The sequence below is a fragment of the Paenibacillus rubinfantis genome, from assembly GCF_001486505.1.
GTDB classification, from domain to species: Bacteria; Bacillota; Bacilli; order Paenibacillales; family Paenibacillaceae; genus Fontibacillus; species Fontibacillus rubinfantis.
Map to the genome: position 1 here is coordinate 394,419 of NZ_LN909064.1, position 14,890 is coordinate 409,308.

Here is a 14,890-nt window from a genome sequence, read left to right on the forward strand (position 1 = left end):
ATAGCAGTATATTAGCGGAATCGTTATTCTATACGCAGAAAACGAGGCAACGAGACACTTGTCAGTCTCACTTTTTAACTCGTGAATACGTGCGATAATGACGAAATTCCAACGCTTTACCAGTCTATTCCGTTCCCGTCCTACATAAGGTGGTTGAAACGGGGCAAATGCCAGTACTTTTTGGGAATAGGGGAGTCGAGACGATGAAAGTGCTAGTCACAGGAGGAGCGGGGTTTATCGGCCGCCACACGGTTCAGCGGCTGGTAGATCAGGGAGACGAGGTGGTTGTGGTCGATACGGGCCTGGCCGGAAATCCGAGGAAAATGGACGAGTCGGTCCGCGGTTATGCGGTGGATATCGTTTCGGAGGAACTGGAGCGAATTTTTGCCGAGGAACGTCCGGAGGCGGTCATTCACTTGGCAGCTCAAACGAGCGTTCGCCGCTCCTTGCATAACCCGACGGGGGATGCCGAGACGAACATCCTGGGAACGATCCGATTGCTTCAGCAATGCGTCCGGTACGAGGTGCGGCGGATCGTATTCGCTTCGTCGGCAGCGGTTTACGGGAATCCGGAGCATTTGCCGATCGAGGAATCGCATGCGACGGAGCCCTTGTCTTTTTACGGCGTATCCAAGCGGGTTTCCGAGATGTACATTCAATCGTTCAATGAACGCTATGGGTTGAATTATTCCATCCTGCGGTATGCCAATGTATACGGGATTCGGGAACGGCGGACCGGAGAAGACGGAGTATTGACGGCTTTTGTGGAGCGGCTGATGGCGGGGCTTCCCTTGGAGGTGTACGGAGACGGCCTGCAGACGCGGGATTTTGTTTACGTCAAAGATGTTGCGGAGGCGAACGTGCTGGCGCTGCGGTGTACCGGCAGCCAGGTCCTGAATGTCAGCAGCGGCCGCGGGATTTCGCTCCTTGAGGCACTCGGAATGCTGAAGGAGATGTCAGGGCGCAATGTGCAGCCGCAGTTTCGTCCAGCCCAGGCGGGGGATATCGAGCAAAGCGTGTTGGATAACGGCAAAGCCCGGGACGTCCTCTGGTGGGAACCGCGATATTCGCTGTATGACGGGCTGTTGGAGATGATGGAGTTCGAATCGGAAGCGCGTAAAAATCCCATGCTTGTCGAACGAACCAGCTACAGCAAAACCTCAGCGATTTAGTCGCTTCCCCCCGCCTCATCTGCGAGGAGCGGGGTCTTTTTTTGCACAGCTCCCCGTTGTCATGCCACTGATCAGCCGGGGACAAACGACGCTTGCAGTGGTATGATGGTGTTAAGAAGAGGGATCTTCCGTTCGGATGGAAAGAAGGAAGAGGACCTCGCAGGATATCGGGAGGGATTGCGGCATGGGCAGCAGAGGGGAATATGATCCTCGGCATAACGAAGCAGTGAAGAAGGACAGACCTACTGGCATAAGCCATAGCGACGAGAAAAATGAATCCGCTTACCTTGTAGAAACGCTGCGGTTATGGCTGGCCTGCCTGATGGAATACGTCTTGCTGTTACCGGCTTGGATACTGTACGCGGTGTACCTTCGGCCGACGGAGCTCCCGACCGCGGCGCTGGGTCTGCTGCCGTTGTTGTCGCTGGCCGGCATCCTGCTCGGCGGTCGCCTGCTCAAGCTGTGGCAGCGTGGGGCGGCGGCTCTCGCGTTTGGCACAGCTTTCGCCGGGGTCGCCTTCGCTTGGGCAGGAGGCGCGGAGGCGCTTGGTTTCGGCAGCGCGCCGTCCGCAGGTCAGACTCCCGTGCAGACCCTCGTCGTCGCGGTGTTGCAATCCACCGCGTTGCTTGCTGCAGGAGTGTTCTGCTCCTTGCAGGGGATGACGATTCGAAATCGTTGGGGCAGTTTTCGGCTGTATTGGGCCGGGCTGGGCCTTTATTTCCTGGCGGGGATTTTTTACCCGCGGATCGGAGCGCTTCAAGGAACCGTCTCGTTGATCACCTGGTCCGGCGTCTTCTGCTTAGCCACCGCGTTATTTGTGACCAACCACCAGTACTTGCGTTACACCTCGCATTCTGGTGATTCGGGAGAGCGGCTGCCCGCCGGGCTCCGTCGCCATAATCGACTGTTCATCGGCATCATCATTGCGGTAGCCTTACTGCTGGCTGCCGGCGTTGGCCGCTGGATCGGCGGGCTTCTGATGTCGTTGCTCCGAGCGGTTGTGGGCTGGCTGCTCCGGCAGCCGAAAGAACCCGAGCCGCTGGAGCAGTCTGACATGGAGGCCCCGCCGATGGAGCCCATGCTGCCGCCGGTGGAGTCCCATGATTCCGATTTGCTGGTGCAGATCTTAAATTATGCATTTTATGTTTTTGGCGGATTGCTTATAGCCGCATTGTTGGGTTTCGCGTTGTATTGGCTCTACAAGAACGCCGGGGGAATCTGGCGTAAGGCCATAGACCGCTTGCTATCCCTACTGCGCCGGGAAAGTGCCCCAGCGGAGCAGGCGGCCTTCCGCGATGAGGAGACGAGCCTGTTCACGTGGGAGTCGGCCTTGCAGGGATGGCGCAAGATCGGCGAACGACTGCTGCGGACCGGGAAACCTTTGGAGCGGTGGGAGGATATGAAGGACAACCGGGAGCGGGTTCGTTATTTGTACCGGATGTTTTTGCGGAAAGAGCATGAGCAGGGTTACCGGATTCAACCGCATTTGACCCCGCGGGAAACGGTGGAGGAGCTCAAACAGGAGACGGCCCGGCAGGCGGCGGAAGCCGCTAAATCGTCCAGAGCCGGGAAGCGAAAACGGCTTGTGGGTACCGGCGGCGGTACCGAGGCGGCGGGAGAAGCCGTCCGGGGAGAACTGGAGTCCGCGACGGGACCGTTGCTCCAACTGTATTATGGAACTCGATACGGTGAGGAGAACCCCGGAGACGAGGAAGTGGCGGAGCTGCGTCGGCGCCTGCTGCGGTAAGGCCCGGCAGGGGCTTACGTCGGTCTTTTGGACCACCGAACTAAGCGCAAAAAACGCGAGCCTGCAGAGAATTTACTCTGCGCTCGCGTTTATTTTTACATTATGAGCCGTGCTTTACGATCTCAAGCTTCTTGAAACGGTGGGGTTCCTTCTCCAGCAGCTTGAAGGTCAAATCCTCATGCTCCAGTGTGTCTCCTACGTCCATGGACGGGTTCCTGCCGTAGAGCCAGCCGCCGATCGTATCGACTTCCTCCGTGCTCAGGTCGGTCAGCAGCACATCGTTGATCTGGTTCACGGTCACCGTACCGAGGGCCACCACATGCGATTCGTCCAGCTGGACGATTGGATCTTCCTCTTCTTTATCGAATTCGTCGCGGATTTCCCCAACGAGCTCCTCCAGAATGTCCTCCAACGTGACCAGACCGGCCGTTCCTCCGTATTCATCGATCAGGATAGCCATATGGTTGCCTTCCTGTTGCATTTTTTTCAGCAACTCATTTACCGGCGTCACTTCGGATACGGCCATCACAGATTGCAGCAAAGCGGCGAAATCCAAATTCGGATTGCCTTCATAGGACAGGAAAAACTGCTTCGTATTGATGATACCGATCACGTTGTCCTTGCTGCCTTCGACGACGGGGAAACGGGTATATTGCTGCTCCCGGATAATCTCCAGATTCTCCTGCAGCGTCTTGTCCGTATATAAACACACCATATCGGTGCGCGGTACCATGATTTCTTTGGCGAGCAAATTATCAAATGCAAAAATCCTGTTCACATAGCCGAACTCGCTTTGATTGATTTTCCCGCTTTCGAAGCTTTCGTTGATGATGATCTGCAGCTCTTCCTCCGAGTGCGCTTCTTCATGCTCGGAAGCCGGCTTCACGCCGAACAGGCGCACCAGTTGGTTGGCCGAGCCGTTCAAGGCCCAAATAAAGGGGCGCATAATTTTGGTAAAAAGAATTAAAGGTTTGGCTGTAACGATGGCAATCTCCTCGGCCTTGCGGATGGCTACCGTTTTGGGGGCCAACTCGCCCACCACAACGTGAAAATACGTGATGACGACAAACGCGATGATAAATGAAAGCGCGCTGCCAACCGCCTCAGGTATCTCCAGCCTGTGGAACAACGGATGCAGCATGCTCTCCACCGTTGGTTCACCAAGCCATCCAAGCCCCAGCGCGGTAATCGTAATCCCGAGCTGGCAAGCCGATAAGAATCCGTCCAGATTGGAGGTGACCTGTTTCACGGCGACGGCGCCTTTCCGTCCTTCCGCAATCAACTGGTCGACCCGGCTGCCCCGGACCCGGACGATCGCAAACTCTACCGCAACGAAAAACGCCGTTAACGCGATAAGGATCACGACCATCACCAAATTTAAAACCAAATACCTGTCACTGTCCATTCGATGCATCTACTCCTCAATTTTTTAATATAAAGACGTTAAACACTCTCTATTATATAATACAACCCCGGATAAACGCGAATTTCAGATGAGCCATATGACCTAACTTTTCAATGCTAATGTTCGTGATTTGTAATATTGGTGTTAAAATAGCTAAAAGATATCGTTTATAACTCAGCTAAACACGAATATTAATTCGAATTCAAGCTTGACGTATCCGTTTATTCCACTTATACTCAGGTTGTTGCAAAAACGCAGATTATATCAAACTATCAAGTTCGTATATCCTCAGTAATATGGATTGAGGGTCTCTACAAGGAACCATAAATTCCTGACTACGAATAGGGTGCTTTCGCATACCTATGAGGGGTCGGGAATTTTTTTGTAATTGCGCGAATTCATATCATCTCAGGAGGATACAGATGAGCAAATATGATGTCATTGTAGTAGGGGCGGGGCCCGCCGGGATTTTCGCTTGTTATGAGCTAACTCGCAAAGCGCCGCATTGGAAGGTGCTTCTGGTGGACAAGGGGCATGATATCTATCGCCGCCGTTGTCCGATTTTGGAGGAGAAGATTACGCTTTGTCCGCCTGCGGCGGGGCGCAAGGAATTTGCCGGATGCCTGCCGGCCTGCTCGATCACTGCGGGATTTGGCGGGGCGGGAGCCTACAGCGATGGGAAATTTAATATCACGACGGAATTTGGCGGCTGGCTAAGCGATTATATCGCGCCTTCCAAGGTACTAGACCTGATTCAGTACGTCGATGCGATTAACTTGGAGCATGGGGCTACGACTGCGGTCACCGATCCGTTGACCGATGCCGTGCGGGAGATCGAACAACGCGGATACGCAGCGGGACTAAAGCTGCTGCGGGCGCAGGTACGGCATCTGGGGACGGAGCAGAATCTGGAGATCCTGAAATCGATATATGAGTACTTGAATACCCGTTTGGATATGCTGTTCAAGGCGGAAGTTGAGGACTTGATCACGGAGAAAATCGACGGAAGCCACCAGGTGCGCGGCATCACGCTGAAAAATGGCGAAACTTACGAAGCCGGTCTGGTGATGGTTGCTCCGGGCCGGGACGGTTCGGCTTGGCTGACTGATATTCTCAAGAAGCGCCGGCTGAAGATGACAAACAACCAGGTGGATGTGGGGGTTCGCGTCGAAACCTCCGACGTCGTGATGCGGGAGATCAACGAGCATCTGTATGAAGGGAAGTTTATCTATAATACGTCGGTGGGCACGCGGGTTCGTACATTCTGCAGCAACCCATCCGGACATGTCGTGGTCGAAAACCACAGCGGCGTCATGGCGGCCAACGGCCATTCCTACAAGGATCCGGCGCTGGGATCGCACAATACGAACTTTGCATTACTCGTTTCGCACCGCTTCACCGAACCGTTTGATAAACCCAACGAATACGCGCGGGAGATTTGCCAACGGGCGAATGATCTGTCAAACGGCGGGGTTATCGTGCAAAAATACGGCGATATTCTACGCGGACGCCGCTCCACGGCGGCTCGCATCTCCGAAGGCTTCCTGGAGCCAACGCTGAAGGAAGCGGTGCCGGGCGACCTTGGCCTTGTGCTTCCGTACAATACGATGAAAAGCCTGATCGAAATGGTCGAGGCCCTCGATAAGGTCACGCCGGGTATCGCTTCCGAGCATACGTTGTTTTACGGCGTGGAAGCAAAGTTCTACTCGGCCCGGCCGAAGTTAAGCGAATCGCTGGAAACGGAAATCCACGGTTTGTTCTGCGGCGGCGACGGCGCGGGGATCACCCGCGGTTTAGCCCAGGCAGGAGCGGCCGGCGTATGGATCGCTCGCGGGATGATCGAGAAAGCAGGAGTGGTATAGGAACACATGCAAATACGGGTACAGCCCTTGAAGGATGGGGCGGTACCCGTTTTTTTTGCGCATGTGGAGCGGAAGAACCCACTATTATTGCTGCAGTTGTCTGATTTCCGTTTGGATTTGCTTGTAGTAGTGAAGATAAGTGAACGCTCCGAATACGAGGGAGATCAGCAACGGCAGTACAGCTAACGCGATCGGAATATACAGGCTGGTTTCTCCGGCTTGAGCGATTTTTTCCTCGCGGGTATCATTATCCGAGGGATACCGCTGATAAAGTGCGTTGATTTTACGTCTGGCATGACTTAGATACAGCGTATTTGCGGAGATGGCCAAACCGATCCTGATCGCCAAGCAAATGGTAAATAGCGCTGCCACTATTCCGCCTGAAAAGGTATTACCTGAAATTGCATATAATAGGGACCCAGCAAGGTTAATGACTAGAGAGCCCGCAACAAGATAAAGGAGCAGATACAAGTACATTCCGCGATACAACAGCCAATATCCGCCGAACACAAAGGCCGGCCAATTCCAGCGGGAATCTTCTCTCCACTTCTGTAAATAAACCTCCGTCCGTGGTCCTACAAATTGTCTTAAATCCTCTTCAGAGACTCCGAACTCAGCCGTGTTCCGAATGCGTTCGGAAAACGGATCGGTTATGTGTTGGGAGGGTAGAAGGTTATCCGCATCGATGTGCGTCTTTGGCGGCGTGCCGCAGTTTGCGCAAAACCGATCTCCTTCATAGAGGATTTTTCCACAGTAAGTACAGTACATATACAGCCTCCGTCCAGTTCTTCATAGATCGCATGTCGGTAGTTCCAAAGAACTATGCCTAAAATGTTTATCGGAGGATCATGACGGCGGATGTAGAGTGATACTCGATTTAGTGCAGAACCCAAAGGGGATTTTTACATTATTTTAACCTGCAGGAAATAATCTGCAATTCTCTAATAAATATGATGAGGAGGTAAGTCCAATAAAATAAAGCGCATGGGGAGGAATCGATGATTTATGGGTAAGGGCAACGCGAACGCTTGGCGCAACAAATGGCTAGGTCTCTTATTAGCCGGGGCATTGGCCGTAACTGGTCTGCCGGGATGGACACCGCAGGCGGCAGCGCAGCCTGCCGATCCGACGGTCGTGCTGGAGGCGGATGGACCACAGCAGGCTGGAGCAGAAACACAGCTCGAAGCAGCACCAAACGGTGGAGAGGCCTCGCTGCACATCGCGAATGCTTCGCTTAGCGTCGCTGAAGCGATCGCCAAAGGGAACAGCGGTGAAGCCGTGGAAGTGGCCGGCATTATAGTGGGCCATGCGACGGGATCGCTGACCGCGGACTTTGAGGCACCTTTCGGCAATGATTTTAACTTTCTGATTGCCGATACGGCCGGGGAACAGGATAAAGCCAAGCTGATCGACGTGCAAGTCGCTTCCGGCTTCAGAGCCGAGTTTGGCTTGCAAAGCAATTCGGACTTGATCGGGAAGTCGGTGATCGTATCGGGATCGCTTGCGGCGTACAACAATTTTGCCGGATTAAAAAGCGTAACCGCGATTTCTTTATCGCAAGACCAGCCGGGGGATCCTGGCGAAGATCCGGGGGAAGAGCCTGGTGAGGATCCCGGTGAGGACCCGGGTCAAGATCCAGATCCGGGAGATATCCCGCAGCTTCCGGATGGCACCGGCAAAAAGGTGCTGTTTGACAACGCCCACGGTCAAACCGCCGGCGCGGCAGACTGGGTCATTGATGGCGGATTTTCCGACTTTGCTGCGGGGCTGCGGGCCGCCGGCTTTACGGTAGACTCGCTGGATCGACCGATACCGTATACGTTTGGGGAAACGGCAATCACCTACGGGGCGTTGGAGCCTTATGACGTTTTCGTAATCCCCGAGGCCAACGTTCCGTTTAAGGTCGCCGAGCAAGAGGCCTTGGTGCAGTATGTGGAAAATGGCGGCGCCGTATTTTTCATCTCCGACCATTATAATGCCGACCGTAACAAGAACCGCTGGGACGCCTCGGAGGTGTTTAACGGGTACCGCCGCGGGGCTTACGAAAATCCGGCCAAAGGCATGACAGCCGAAGAGGCAAATGCTCCGGCGATGCAAGGATTAAACAGCTCCGACTGGTTAGCCGACAACTTTGGGGTTCGCTTCCGTTATAACGCCTTGGGTGACGTCAATGCAACGGATATCGTCAGCCCGTCGCAGTCCTTTGGCATTACGGCGGACGTAGATGCCGTCGCCATGCATGCGGGATCAACCGTGGCGATTCTGGATCCGAACAAAGCCAAAGGGCTTGTTTATGTACCGACTGGCGTTCCGGCCTGGGGCAATGCGGTTGATGAAGGCGTCTACGATGGCGGCGGTCGGGCGGAAGGACCCTATGCGGCTATCGCCAAGCTGGGCCTAGGCAAAGCAGCATTTATCGGCGATTCCTCGCCGGTAGAAGACGCCACTCCGAAGTATGTACGGGAAGAAAACGGCCAGAAGAAAACAACCTATGACGGCTTTAAGGAAGTGGACGACGGCTTGTTCCTTGTACAAACGGTGAAATGGCTGGCGTATGACGAGAGCTACACCTCCTTTGACCAGGTGCCGGGGCTAGCGCTGGATGTGCCAACCGCGCTGGGTGCGGATGAAGAGCCAGCGGCAACAACGGAGCCGCAGCCCGAGCCGTGGTCGCAGCCGGCCGCCGGGTATAAATGGTATGATCCGGCTACCTTTAAGCCGGGTTCGTACGGCTCATCGCAAGCGCCGGAAACGGAGCCGACGTTTGCCTTTGTTCATCAAGCGCAGCTGCCAAGCCAGCAGGAATTTCAAATCCGCGTGACCGCGGACGGCTTGACCCCGGGACAGACGGAGTCCGATTTACGGGTGGGCATCTACCTGGCCGGCGGCGAACAGATCGCCCGGTTCCAGAATGCGGACGGCAGCTGGTCGGATTACAATTACAGCCCGGCGTTTTCGTTGACGGGCGATGCCCAAGGGCATGCGTCCAAGGACTTGACTGTGCAACTGAAACCGGGGGTAACAGCTACAAGCGCTAACTTGCGTTTGAAGCAAGGCAGCGCAAATGAGATCACGAAGCAGGTCGAGATCGCTAATGTGGATGCCGAGCCGTTGCCGGGCGATCATCCGCCGGTGCCGGAGCTGAGCACGATTGCCGCAGCGCGTGAGGCAGCGGAAGGGACGGTCGTCACGGTTCAGGGAGTGATTACTTCCGAACCGGGTGTGTTTGGGGGTCAAGGCTTCTATTTGCAGGATGAGACGGCCGGCATTTACGTCTTCCAAACGGCGGCGGATTATCATGCCGGGGACCTTATCCGGATCAGTGCAACCCGCACGTTGTACAACGGAGAAGTCGAACTGGAGAATCCGGTTCTAATCGAGAAGCGGGGGACGGCTCTGTTACCGCAGCCGCAGGTCCAGGAGGCTGTGACGGAGGCTAACCAAGGTCAGCTGATCACGCTAACCAATGTGGCCGTGGAGGACGTTGTTGCCGCCACCCCGGCAGGTTCTTTTGAATTTAACGCCGTCCGTGAAGACGGCAGTTTGACCCGGGTTCGGTTTGATGGCCGAACCGGGGTGACGATGGATTCTTTCTTGGCGTTGTATCCGGCAGGTACACGCGTGGATATCAGCGGGATCGCTTCGGTATACCGAGGGACCTACCAGTTGAAGCCGCTGGCCTTGGCTGATGTCGTGCCAAGCCCAACCGAAGCGGATCTAGCAGCTCCGGTGACGGAGCGCGATGTCACCGGTGTTGAGGGAATGGATGTTTACAATCAGACGGAAGTGACGGTGGCTTTTTACGCGGAGGATGAAGGCGGCAGCGGTCTGGACCGGACCGAGTACCGGACGAATGGCGGGGAGTGGGTTCGCTATACCGAACCGCTGGTGTTGTCGGCCGACGGGAAATATACGATCGAATATCGCTCCGTTGATCAGGCAGGTAACGAGGAAGAGACCCAGACTCTGTATATCAATGTGGATCGCCTCGCGCCAGAGGTGACGTTCACCGGGGAGCCCCAAGTACTTCAGGTTGCCTCGAGTGTTCCTTTCACGATTGCCGTAAATGACGCGGTCAGCGGACCCAAATCTACGGCTTACCGGCTGGACGGCCGTACTATTATGGGGGTTGCGGATATCGTTCCGTTCTCGCTGCCGGTTGGTACGCACAAGCTGAAGATCCAGGCAACGGATGCGGCGGGACATACCGCGTCAGTAGAATTTACATTCCAGGTGACAATCGACATTGCGCATTTGGATGAGCTGGTGGATTTGGGCCAAGCTCACGGCTATTTTCTGACCAAGGGTACGGCAACCAGCTTACAAGCCCAGATCACCTCGCTGCAAAAGGCCAAAAACCCGCTGGAGCGAGACATCAAACTCAAGGCGTTGAAGCTGACCATCAGCATCCAGAGCGGATTAACCATCAAGGAAAGTTTTGCTGAGCTGATGTTGGAAGATCTGGAGTATATCGGGGGGAAGGCTGCGTAATTCGTAGGCCACAGTTTATGAAGAACCGCTCAGGATGGAGTTCATTCCTGGGCGTTTTTTTTCTCTTGCGATAGAAAAAAACCAAGCTTGCCAAGAATGAAAGCGTTTTGTATAATGGGTTATGCAACCGGTTGCAGATTAAGGAGAGATCAATCTTGTCAAAGATAACTATTCAGGAAATTGCCATTTTGGCAGGTGTAAACAAAGCGACTGTTTCCCGCGTGATCAACGGGAATCGGAACATTTCCGAGAAAACTCGGAAGAAGGTCGAAGACATCATGAAGCAGTATAACTACGTCCCCAACTCCATTGCGCGTGGATTGGCGACAAACAAGACGTTTACGGTCGGCTTTTGCTTTGATTACACCAATAAACAGGCTTATGCCAACCCGTACTTTTACAAAGTTCTGCAAGGAATTGAAGAGGTCGTATACAATCATGACCACATGTTTCTGATGATGAGCGATCATGACGGGAAGACCGGTAGATCAACATTTGAGCGGGTGGTAGTTGAGCACCGGGTTGACGGTGTCATTATCCCCAATACGCTGCTTAATGAACGGAATTATGAACTGCTAACCAAACATGAGATGCCGTTTGTCGTGTCCGGTGAAAATACGTTGACGCAGGCGGACGCACCTTGGGTGGATATCGATAACGTTCAGGCCGGTCGAATTCTCACGGAGCACCTGATCGATTTAGACTGCCGCAACATCATGATTTATGCCGGCGGGTCAGCCGCCCAGCGGGACAAGTTCCTGGGTGATCGACTGAACGGCTACCAGGAAGCGATGCGTCATCACCATTTGGAACCTCAAGTGATCGAGCACGCCGATGTCCTGAAGAAGCTTTACGACTCCCCACGATCCGGTTCTGAAGCGCAACGGCCCGATGCTCTGATTTGCTGTACGCATGAACAGCTTTTCGAAATCTTGGACTGGGAGAACGGTAACCCCCTCTTGGCCGAGTTGGCTTTAGCTACATTTGACAGCTTTCCGATGTCTAAATACTTGAAATACCCGGTGCATTTCGTGGAGATCGATCTGGAAATGATGGGGAAGCAAGCGGCGCAAATGCTGTTTTCGCGGATGAATAAGGAATCGGAAGTACCGCCATTTATCTCGATTCAGACGCAAATCGGGAAATGATCGAACAAACTAAACATAAGAGGTAATAAATTGATGACCCAATATCTGTATCACGACCCGGTAGTAGATGCTACCCTAATTTCTCTGAATGAACTAGAAGTTCGCTTAAAGCTTCCTGCCGATGCGAATCAAGTCACGCTAAACTATTGGAACAAATATAAGCCGGAGTATGGTATTCGGAAGCAAGCGATGACGCTATGGGCGGAATCGGAGGGATTTAAGTTCTATCGCACGATATTGACGGGTATGGAGTCTCGCATTCGATACCTTCAATATAAATTCGAGTTTGATGCAAAGGGGGAATCCTACTGGCTGGGTGCCGAGGGATTGCGTAAGACGGAGGGAGCCAAAGGCAGCTATTCGTATGCCTATGCGGGAGATCGTGATAGGGTGAACTCTCCGGATTGGATTGGGAACCGCGTATGGTATCAAATCTTTCCTGAACGCTTCTGCAATGGAGATCCCGGGAATGATCCGGAGTCGGTGGAACCTTGGGGAAGCGTTCCAACGCGGGACAATTATATGGGAGGTGATCTTCAAGGAATCATCAAGCAATTGGATTACCTGAGCGGACTTGGCATCAATGCGTTGTACTTAAATCCGATATTTGCGGCTACGTCGAACCATAAATACGACACCGTGGATTACTTGCAGATCGATCCGCAATTCGGGACGGTACAAGACTTGCAAGAGCTTGTCCAAAAATGCCACGAACGCGATATCAAAGTCATTCTCGACCTGGTGATCAATCATTGCGGGTTCTATCATCCGTATTTCCAAGACGTTGTTCAAAAAGGAGAAGCTTCGGATTATAAAGACTGGTTCTATATTAACCGGTATCCGATTCACCGAAGTGAAGATGGTTACGACTCCGTAGGTTATTATCAGTGGATGCCTAAGCTGCGGACATCGAATCCCGAAGTTCAGCAGTACGTATACGATATCGTTTCCTTTTGGCAGAAGGAGACGGGCATCGACGGCTGGAGAATCGATGTCGCAGATGAGGTGGAAATCAGCTTCTTGCGGGAGCTGAAATCCTGTGTCAAGAAATTAAATCCTAACGCTATCATTATTGCAGAAATCTGGGATGATGCCAAGCGCCTGATGGCGTCTGGCGGCGTGGACAGCGTGATGAACTATGAGCTGCGAACGATCCTGTTCGATTATTGCCTGGATCGTTCGATCCCGCTAGCGGAGTTCCACTCCAGATTGGTGAGCTTCCTTCACCGTTATTCCCTGACTGAACTTGATCAAATGTTTAACCTGCTGGGAAGCCATGATACGGAACGTATCTTGACGCGCTGCGGGAAGGATGAAAGCAAATTACAGCAGTTGCTGGCCCTTCAATTCTTCTTGCCGGGGAATCCTACCGTCTATTACGGGGACGAACTGGGAATGACCGGGGAGAATGACCCGGGATGCCGCGGGAGCCTGCCTTGGGAGCTCGTCTCATCAGAACCGCCGTTGTTAAGAGAGTTCCAAACTTGGATTCAGCGTAAAACAACCGCTCCGGTACTGCATCACGGCAACACGGAGCTTAGATACCGGGAAGACTCGGAATGTTACGTCATTCGACGCTACACCGAAACCGAGGAAGCGGTGCTGCTGATTAATTTTTCGCCTGACCGGCAAGATTTGAACTCCGTGATGAAGCGGTTTGACTTAATTGGCTCATATTCAATGAATCATTCACAGCAGGATTCCGGGAACTTGCCCGAATTCATCGGCCCCGGAGAGACGATTCTTTTCCAAAAACGGGATTAAGGAGATCAACCTATGATAAATAAATGGAGCAAACTATTGCCGATTATTCTTGCCCTAACCCTGGTCTTGGCCGGCTGTGGTTCCAAGGGGAACCAAGGGACGGCGAACGAGACAAGCTCGGGCGCGAAGCCAGGCAAGGATGTCACTTTAACGTTCTGGCATCACTACAGTACCGCATCTCCAGAAGAGAAGACGCTGAAAGAGGTGTTGATTCCGAAATTTGAACAGGAGAATCCTGGAGTTAAGGTCAACCCGGTTGCCTTTACTTGGGAGGACCTCCATAAGAAGCTGCAGATCAGCGGCAGCGCTGGCGATTTGCCGGACGTCGCCCGGTTAGACATCATCTGGGTACCGGAGTTCCAGAAGAGCGGATTGCTGCAGGAGCTTGACGCATTCGAAGATTTTGACGAGATTGCCGGAAGCTTGCTGGAAGGCCCGCTGTCTACAGCGAAGGTAGGCGATCACTATTACGGACTTCCTCTCAATACGAATACCAAGGTATTGTTCTGGAATAAGGAAATGCTGTCGCAAAGCGGTGTAGAACAAGCTCCGGCAACGGCAGAGCAGTTCTTTGAAGCTTTGGGCAAAATCAAGAGCAAGTATGCAAAGAGCTGGGGCTTCGGTGAACCGGCCCTTCAGGGCTGGAACGTTTTGCCGTGGATTTGGAGCAACGGTGGGGATGTGCTCTCACCGGACTTCACAACGGCTGAAGGTTATTTGAACAGCCCGGCTTCGGTAGACATTTTGACGAAACTCAAGGATGCCTACAACGCCGGCCAGATTTCCGGATTTAAGCCGGGTGACGTCGCGGTCACAGAAGGTCATGCGAGCGGAAGCTATGCCATGATGGCGGAAGGACCGTGGGCGGTCGCTCAATTCCAGTCGCAATTCCCTGATTTTGACGTTGAAATGGCTTCTTTCCCGGCGGGATCGGCGGGATCCATTCAAGTACTGGGCGGAGAGGATATCGGGATCTTTAGTAAAGATAAACAGGAGGAATCCTGGAAATTTGTGAAGTTCATGGTGTCTGAGGCCGCTCAGATCGAGATGGGCAAAATCGGCCAAATTCCGGTGAACCTCGCGTCGATGGAGAATGCCGATGTCAAGGCGATCGATTATTATCCGCCGTTTCTTGAACAGTTAAAGACGGCGAAAGCTCGTCCGCCGGTAAGCGCTTGGCCGCAAATCGACGGCGTGATAAATGATGCGATGAGTAAAATTTTCATGACGGATGCGGATGTAAAAACGGAGCTGGACGCGGCAGTTAGTGCCATCGATGCTTTGTTGAAGGAGTAGTCCAT

The 14,890-nt window shown here is 53.4% G+C and carries 9 protein-coding genes and 1 riboswitch; of the genes, 7 read left to right on the top strand and 2 right to left on the bottom strand.

Annotated features, from left to right (window positions below; all coding sequences use genetic code 11):
* Nucleotides 1-203: 203 nt before the first annotated feature.
* Nucleotides 204-1,172: an NAD-dependent epimerase/dehydratase family protein gene (locus BN3277_RS10030; protein WP_059042216.1), complete on the top strand. Its 969-nt coding sequence runs from the start codon at nt 204-206 to the stop codon at nt 1,170-1,172.
* 184 nt (nt 1,173-1,356) lie between these two features.
* Complete coding sequence (locus BN3277_RS10035) at nt 1,357-2,919, top strand: DUF4129 domain-containing protein (protein ID WP_059042218.1); 1,563 nt, start codon at nt 1,357-1,359, stop codon at nt 2,917-2,919.
* Between the two features lie 100 nt (nt 2,920-3,019).
* On the opposite strand, the gene BN3277_RS10040 is transcribed toward BN3277_RS10035, so the two are convergent.
* Nucleotides 3,020-4,324, bottom strand: a complete 1,305-nt coding sequence (locus BN3277_RS10040; protein ID WP_059042220.1) for a hemolysin family protein — start codon at nt 4,322-4,324, stop codon at nt 3,020-3,022.
* 258 nt (nt 4,325-4,582) lie between these two features.
* A riboswitch (purine riboswitch) is annotated at nt 4,583-4,682 on the top strand.
* Between the two features lie 64 nt (nt 4,683-4,746).
* On the opposite strand from BN3277_RS10040, the gene BN3277_RS10045 reads away from it, so the two are divergent.
* Nucleotides 4,747-6,186, top strand: coding sequence for an NAD(P)/FAD-dependent oxidoreductase (locus BN3277_RS10045; RefSeq protein ID WP_059042222.1), 1,440 nt, complete (start codon nt 4,747-4,749; stop codon nt 6,184-6,186).
* 84 nt (nt 6,187-6,270) lie between these two features.
* Here BN3277_RS10045 and BN3277_RS26220 read toward each other — a convergent pair whose 3' ends face one another.
* On the bottom strand, nt 6,271-6,954 hold the full coding sequence (locus tag BN3277_RS26220) for a zinc ribbon domain-containing protein (RefSeq protein WP_059042224.1): 684 nt from the start codon (nt 6,952-6,954) through the stop codon (nt 6,271-6,273).
* Between the two features lie 237 nt (nt 6,955-7,191).
* Between BN3277_RS26220 and BN3277_RS10055 the strand changes: the two genes are divergently transcribed.
* The 4 genes from BN3277_RS10055 to BN3277_RS10070 all read left to right on the top strand — a co-directional run bounded on the left by BN3277_RS10055 (nt 7,192) and on the right by BN3277_RS10070 (nt 14,885).
* Entirely contained in the window at nt 7,192-10,677 is a 3,486-nt protein-coding gene (locus tag BN3277_RS10055) for a DUF6359 domain-containing protein (protein ID WP_059042226.1), read from the top strand.
* A gap of 155 nt (nt 10,678-10,832) precedes the next feature.
* Nucleotides 10,833-11,825, top strand: coding sequence for a LacI family DNA-binding transcriptional regulator (locus BN3277_RS10060; RefSeq protein ID WP_059042228.1), 993 nt, complete (start codon nt 10,833-10,835; stop codon nt 11,823-11,825).
* A 33-nt stretch (nt 11,826-11,858) separates the two neighbouring features.
* A complete protein-coding gene (locus tag BN3277_RS10065; RefSeq protein WP_059042230.1) occupies nt 11,859-13,589 on the top strand; it encodes a glycoside hydrolase family 13 protein in 1,731 nt (576 codons plus the stop codon).
* A gap of 12 nt (nt 13,590-13,601) precedes the next feature.
* Entirely contained in the window at nt 13,602-14,885 is a 1,284-nt protein-coding gene (locus BN3277_RS10070; RefSeq protein ID WP_059042232.1) for an extracellular solute-binding protein, read from the top strand.
* The last annotated feature ends 5 nt before the right edge of the window (nt 14,886-14,890 follow it).

Bases quoted from the DNA above. Each gene is read 5' to 3' on its own strand.
- BN3277_RS10030 (WP_059042216.1), top strand. From the start codon at position 204: ATGAAAGTGCTAGTCACAGGAGGAGCGGGGTTTATCGGCCGCCACACG.
- BN3277_RS10035 (WP_059042218.1), top strand. From the start codon at position 1,357: ATGGGCAGCAGAGGGGAATATGATCCTCGGCATAACGAAGCAGTGAAG.
- BN3277_RS10040 (WP_059042220.1), bottom strand. From the start codon at position 4,324: ATGGACAGTGACAGGTATTTGGTTTTAAATTTGGTGATGGTCGTGATC.
- BN3277_RS10045 (WP_059042222.1), top strand. From the start codon at position 4,747: ATGAGCAAATATGATGTCATTGTAGTAGGGGCGGGGCCCGCCGGGATT.
- BN3277_RS26220 (WP_059042224.1), bottom strand. From the start codon at position 6,954: ATGTACTGTACTTACTGTGGAAAAATCCTCTATGAAGGAGATCGGTTT.
- BN3277_RS10055 (WP_059042226.1), top strand. From the start codon at position 7,192: ATGGGTAAGGGCAACGCGAACGCTTGGCGCAACAAATGGCTAGGTCTC.
- BN3277_RS10065 (WP_059042230.1), top strand. From the start codon at position 11,859: ATGACCCAATATCTGTATCACGACCCGGTAGTAGATGCTACCCTAATT.
- BN3277_RS10070 (WP_059042232.1), top strand. From the start codon at position 13,602: ATGATAAATAAATGGAGCAAACTATTGCCGATTATTCTTGCCCTAACC.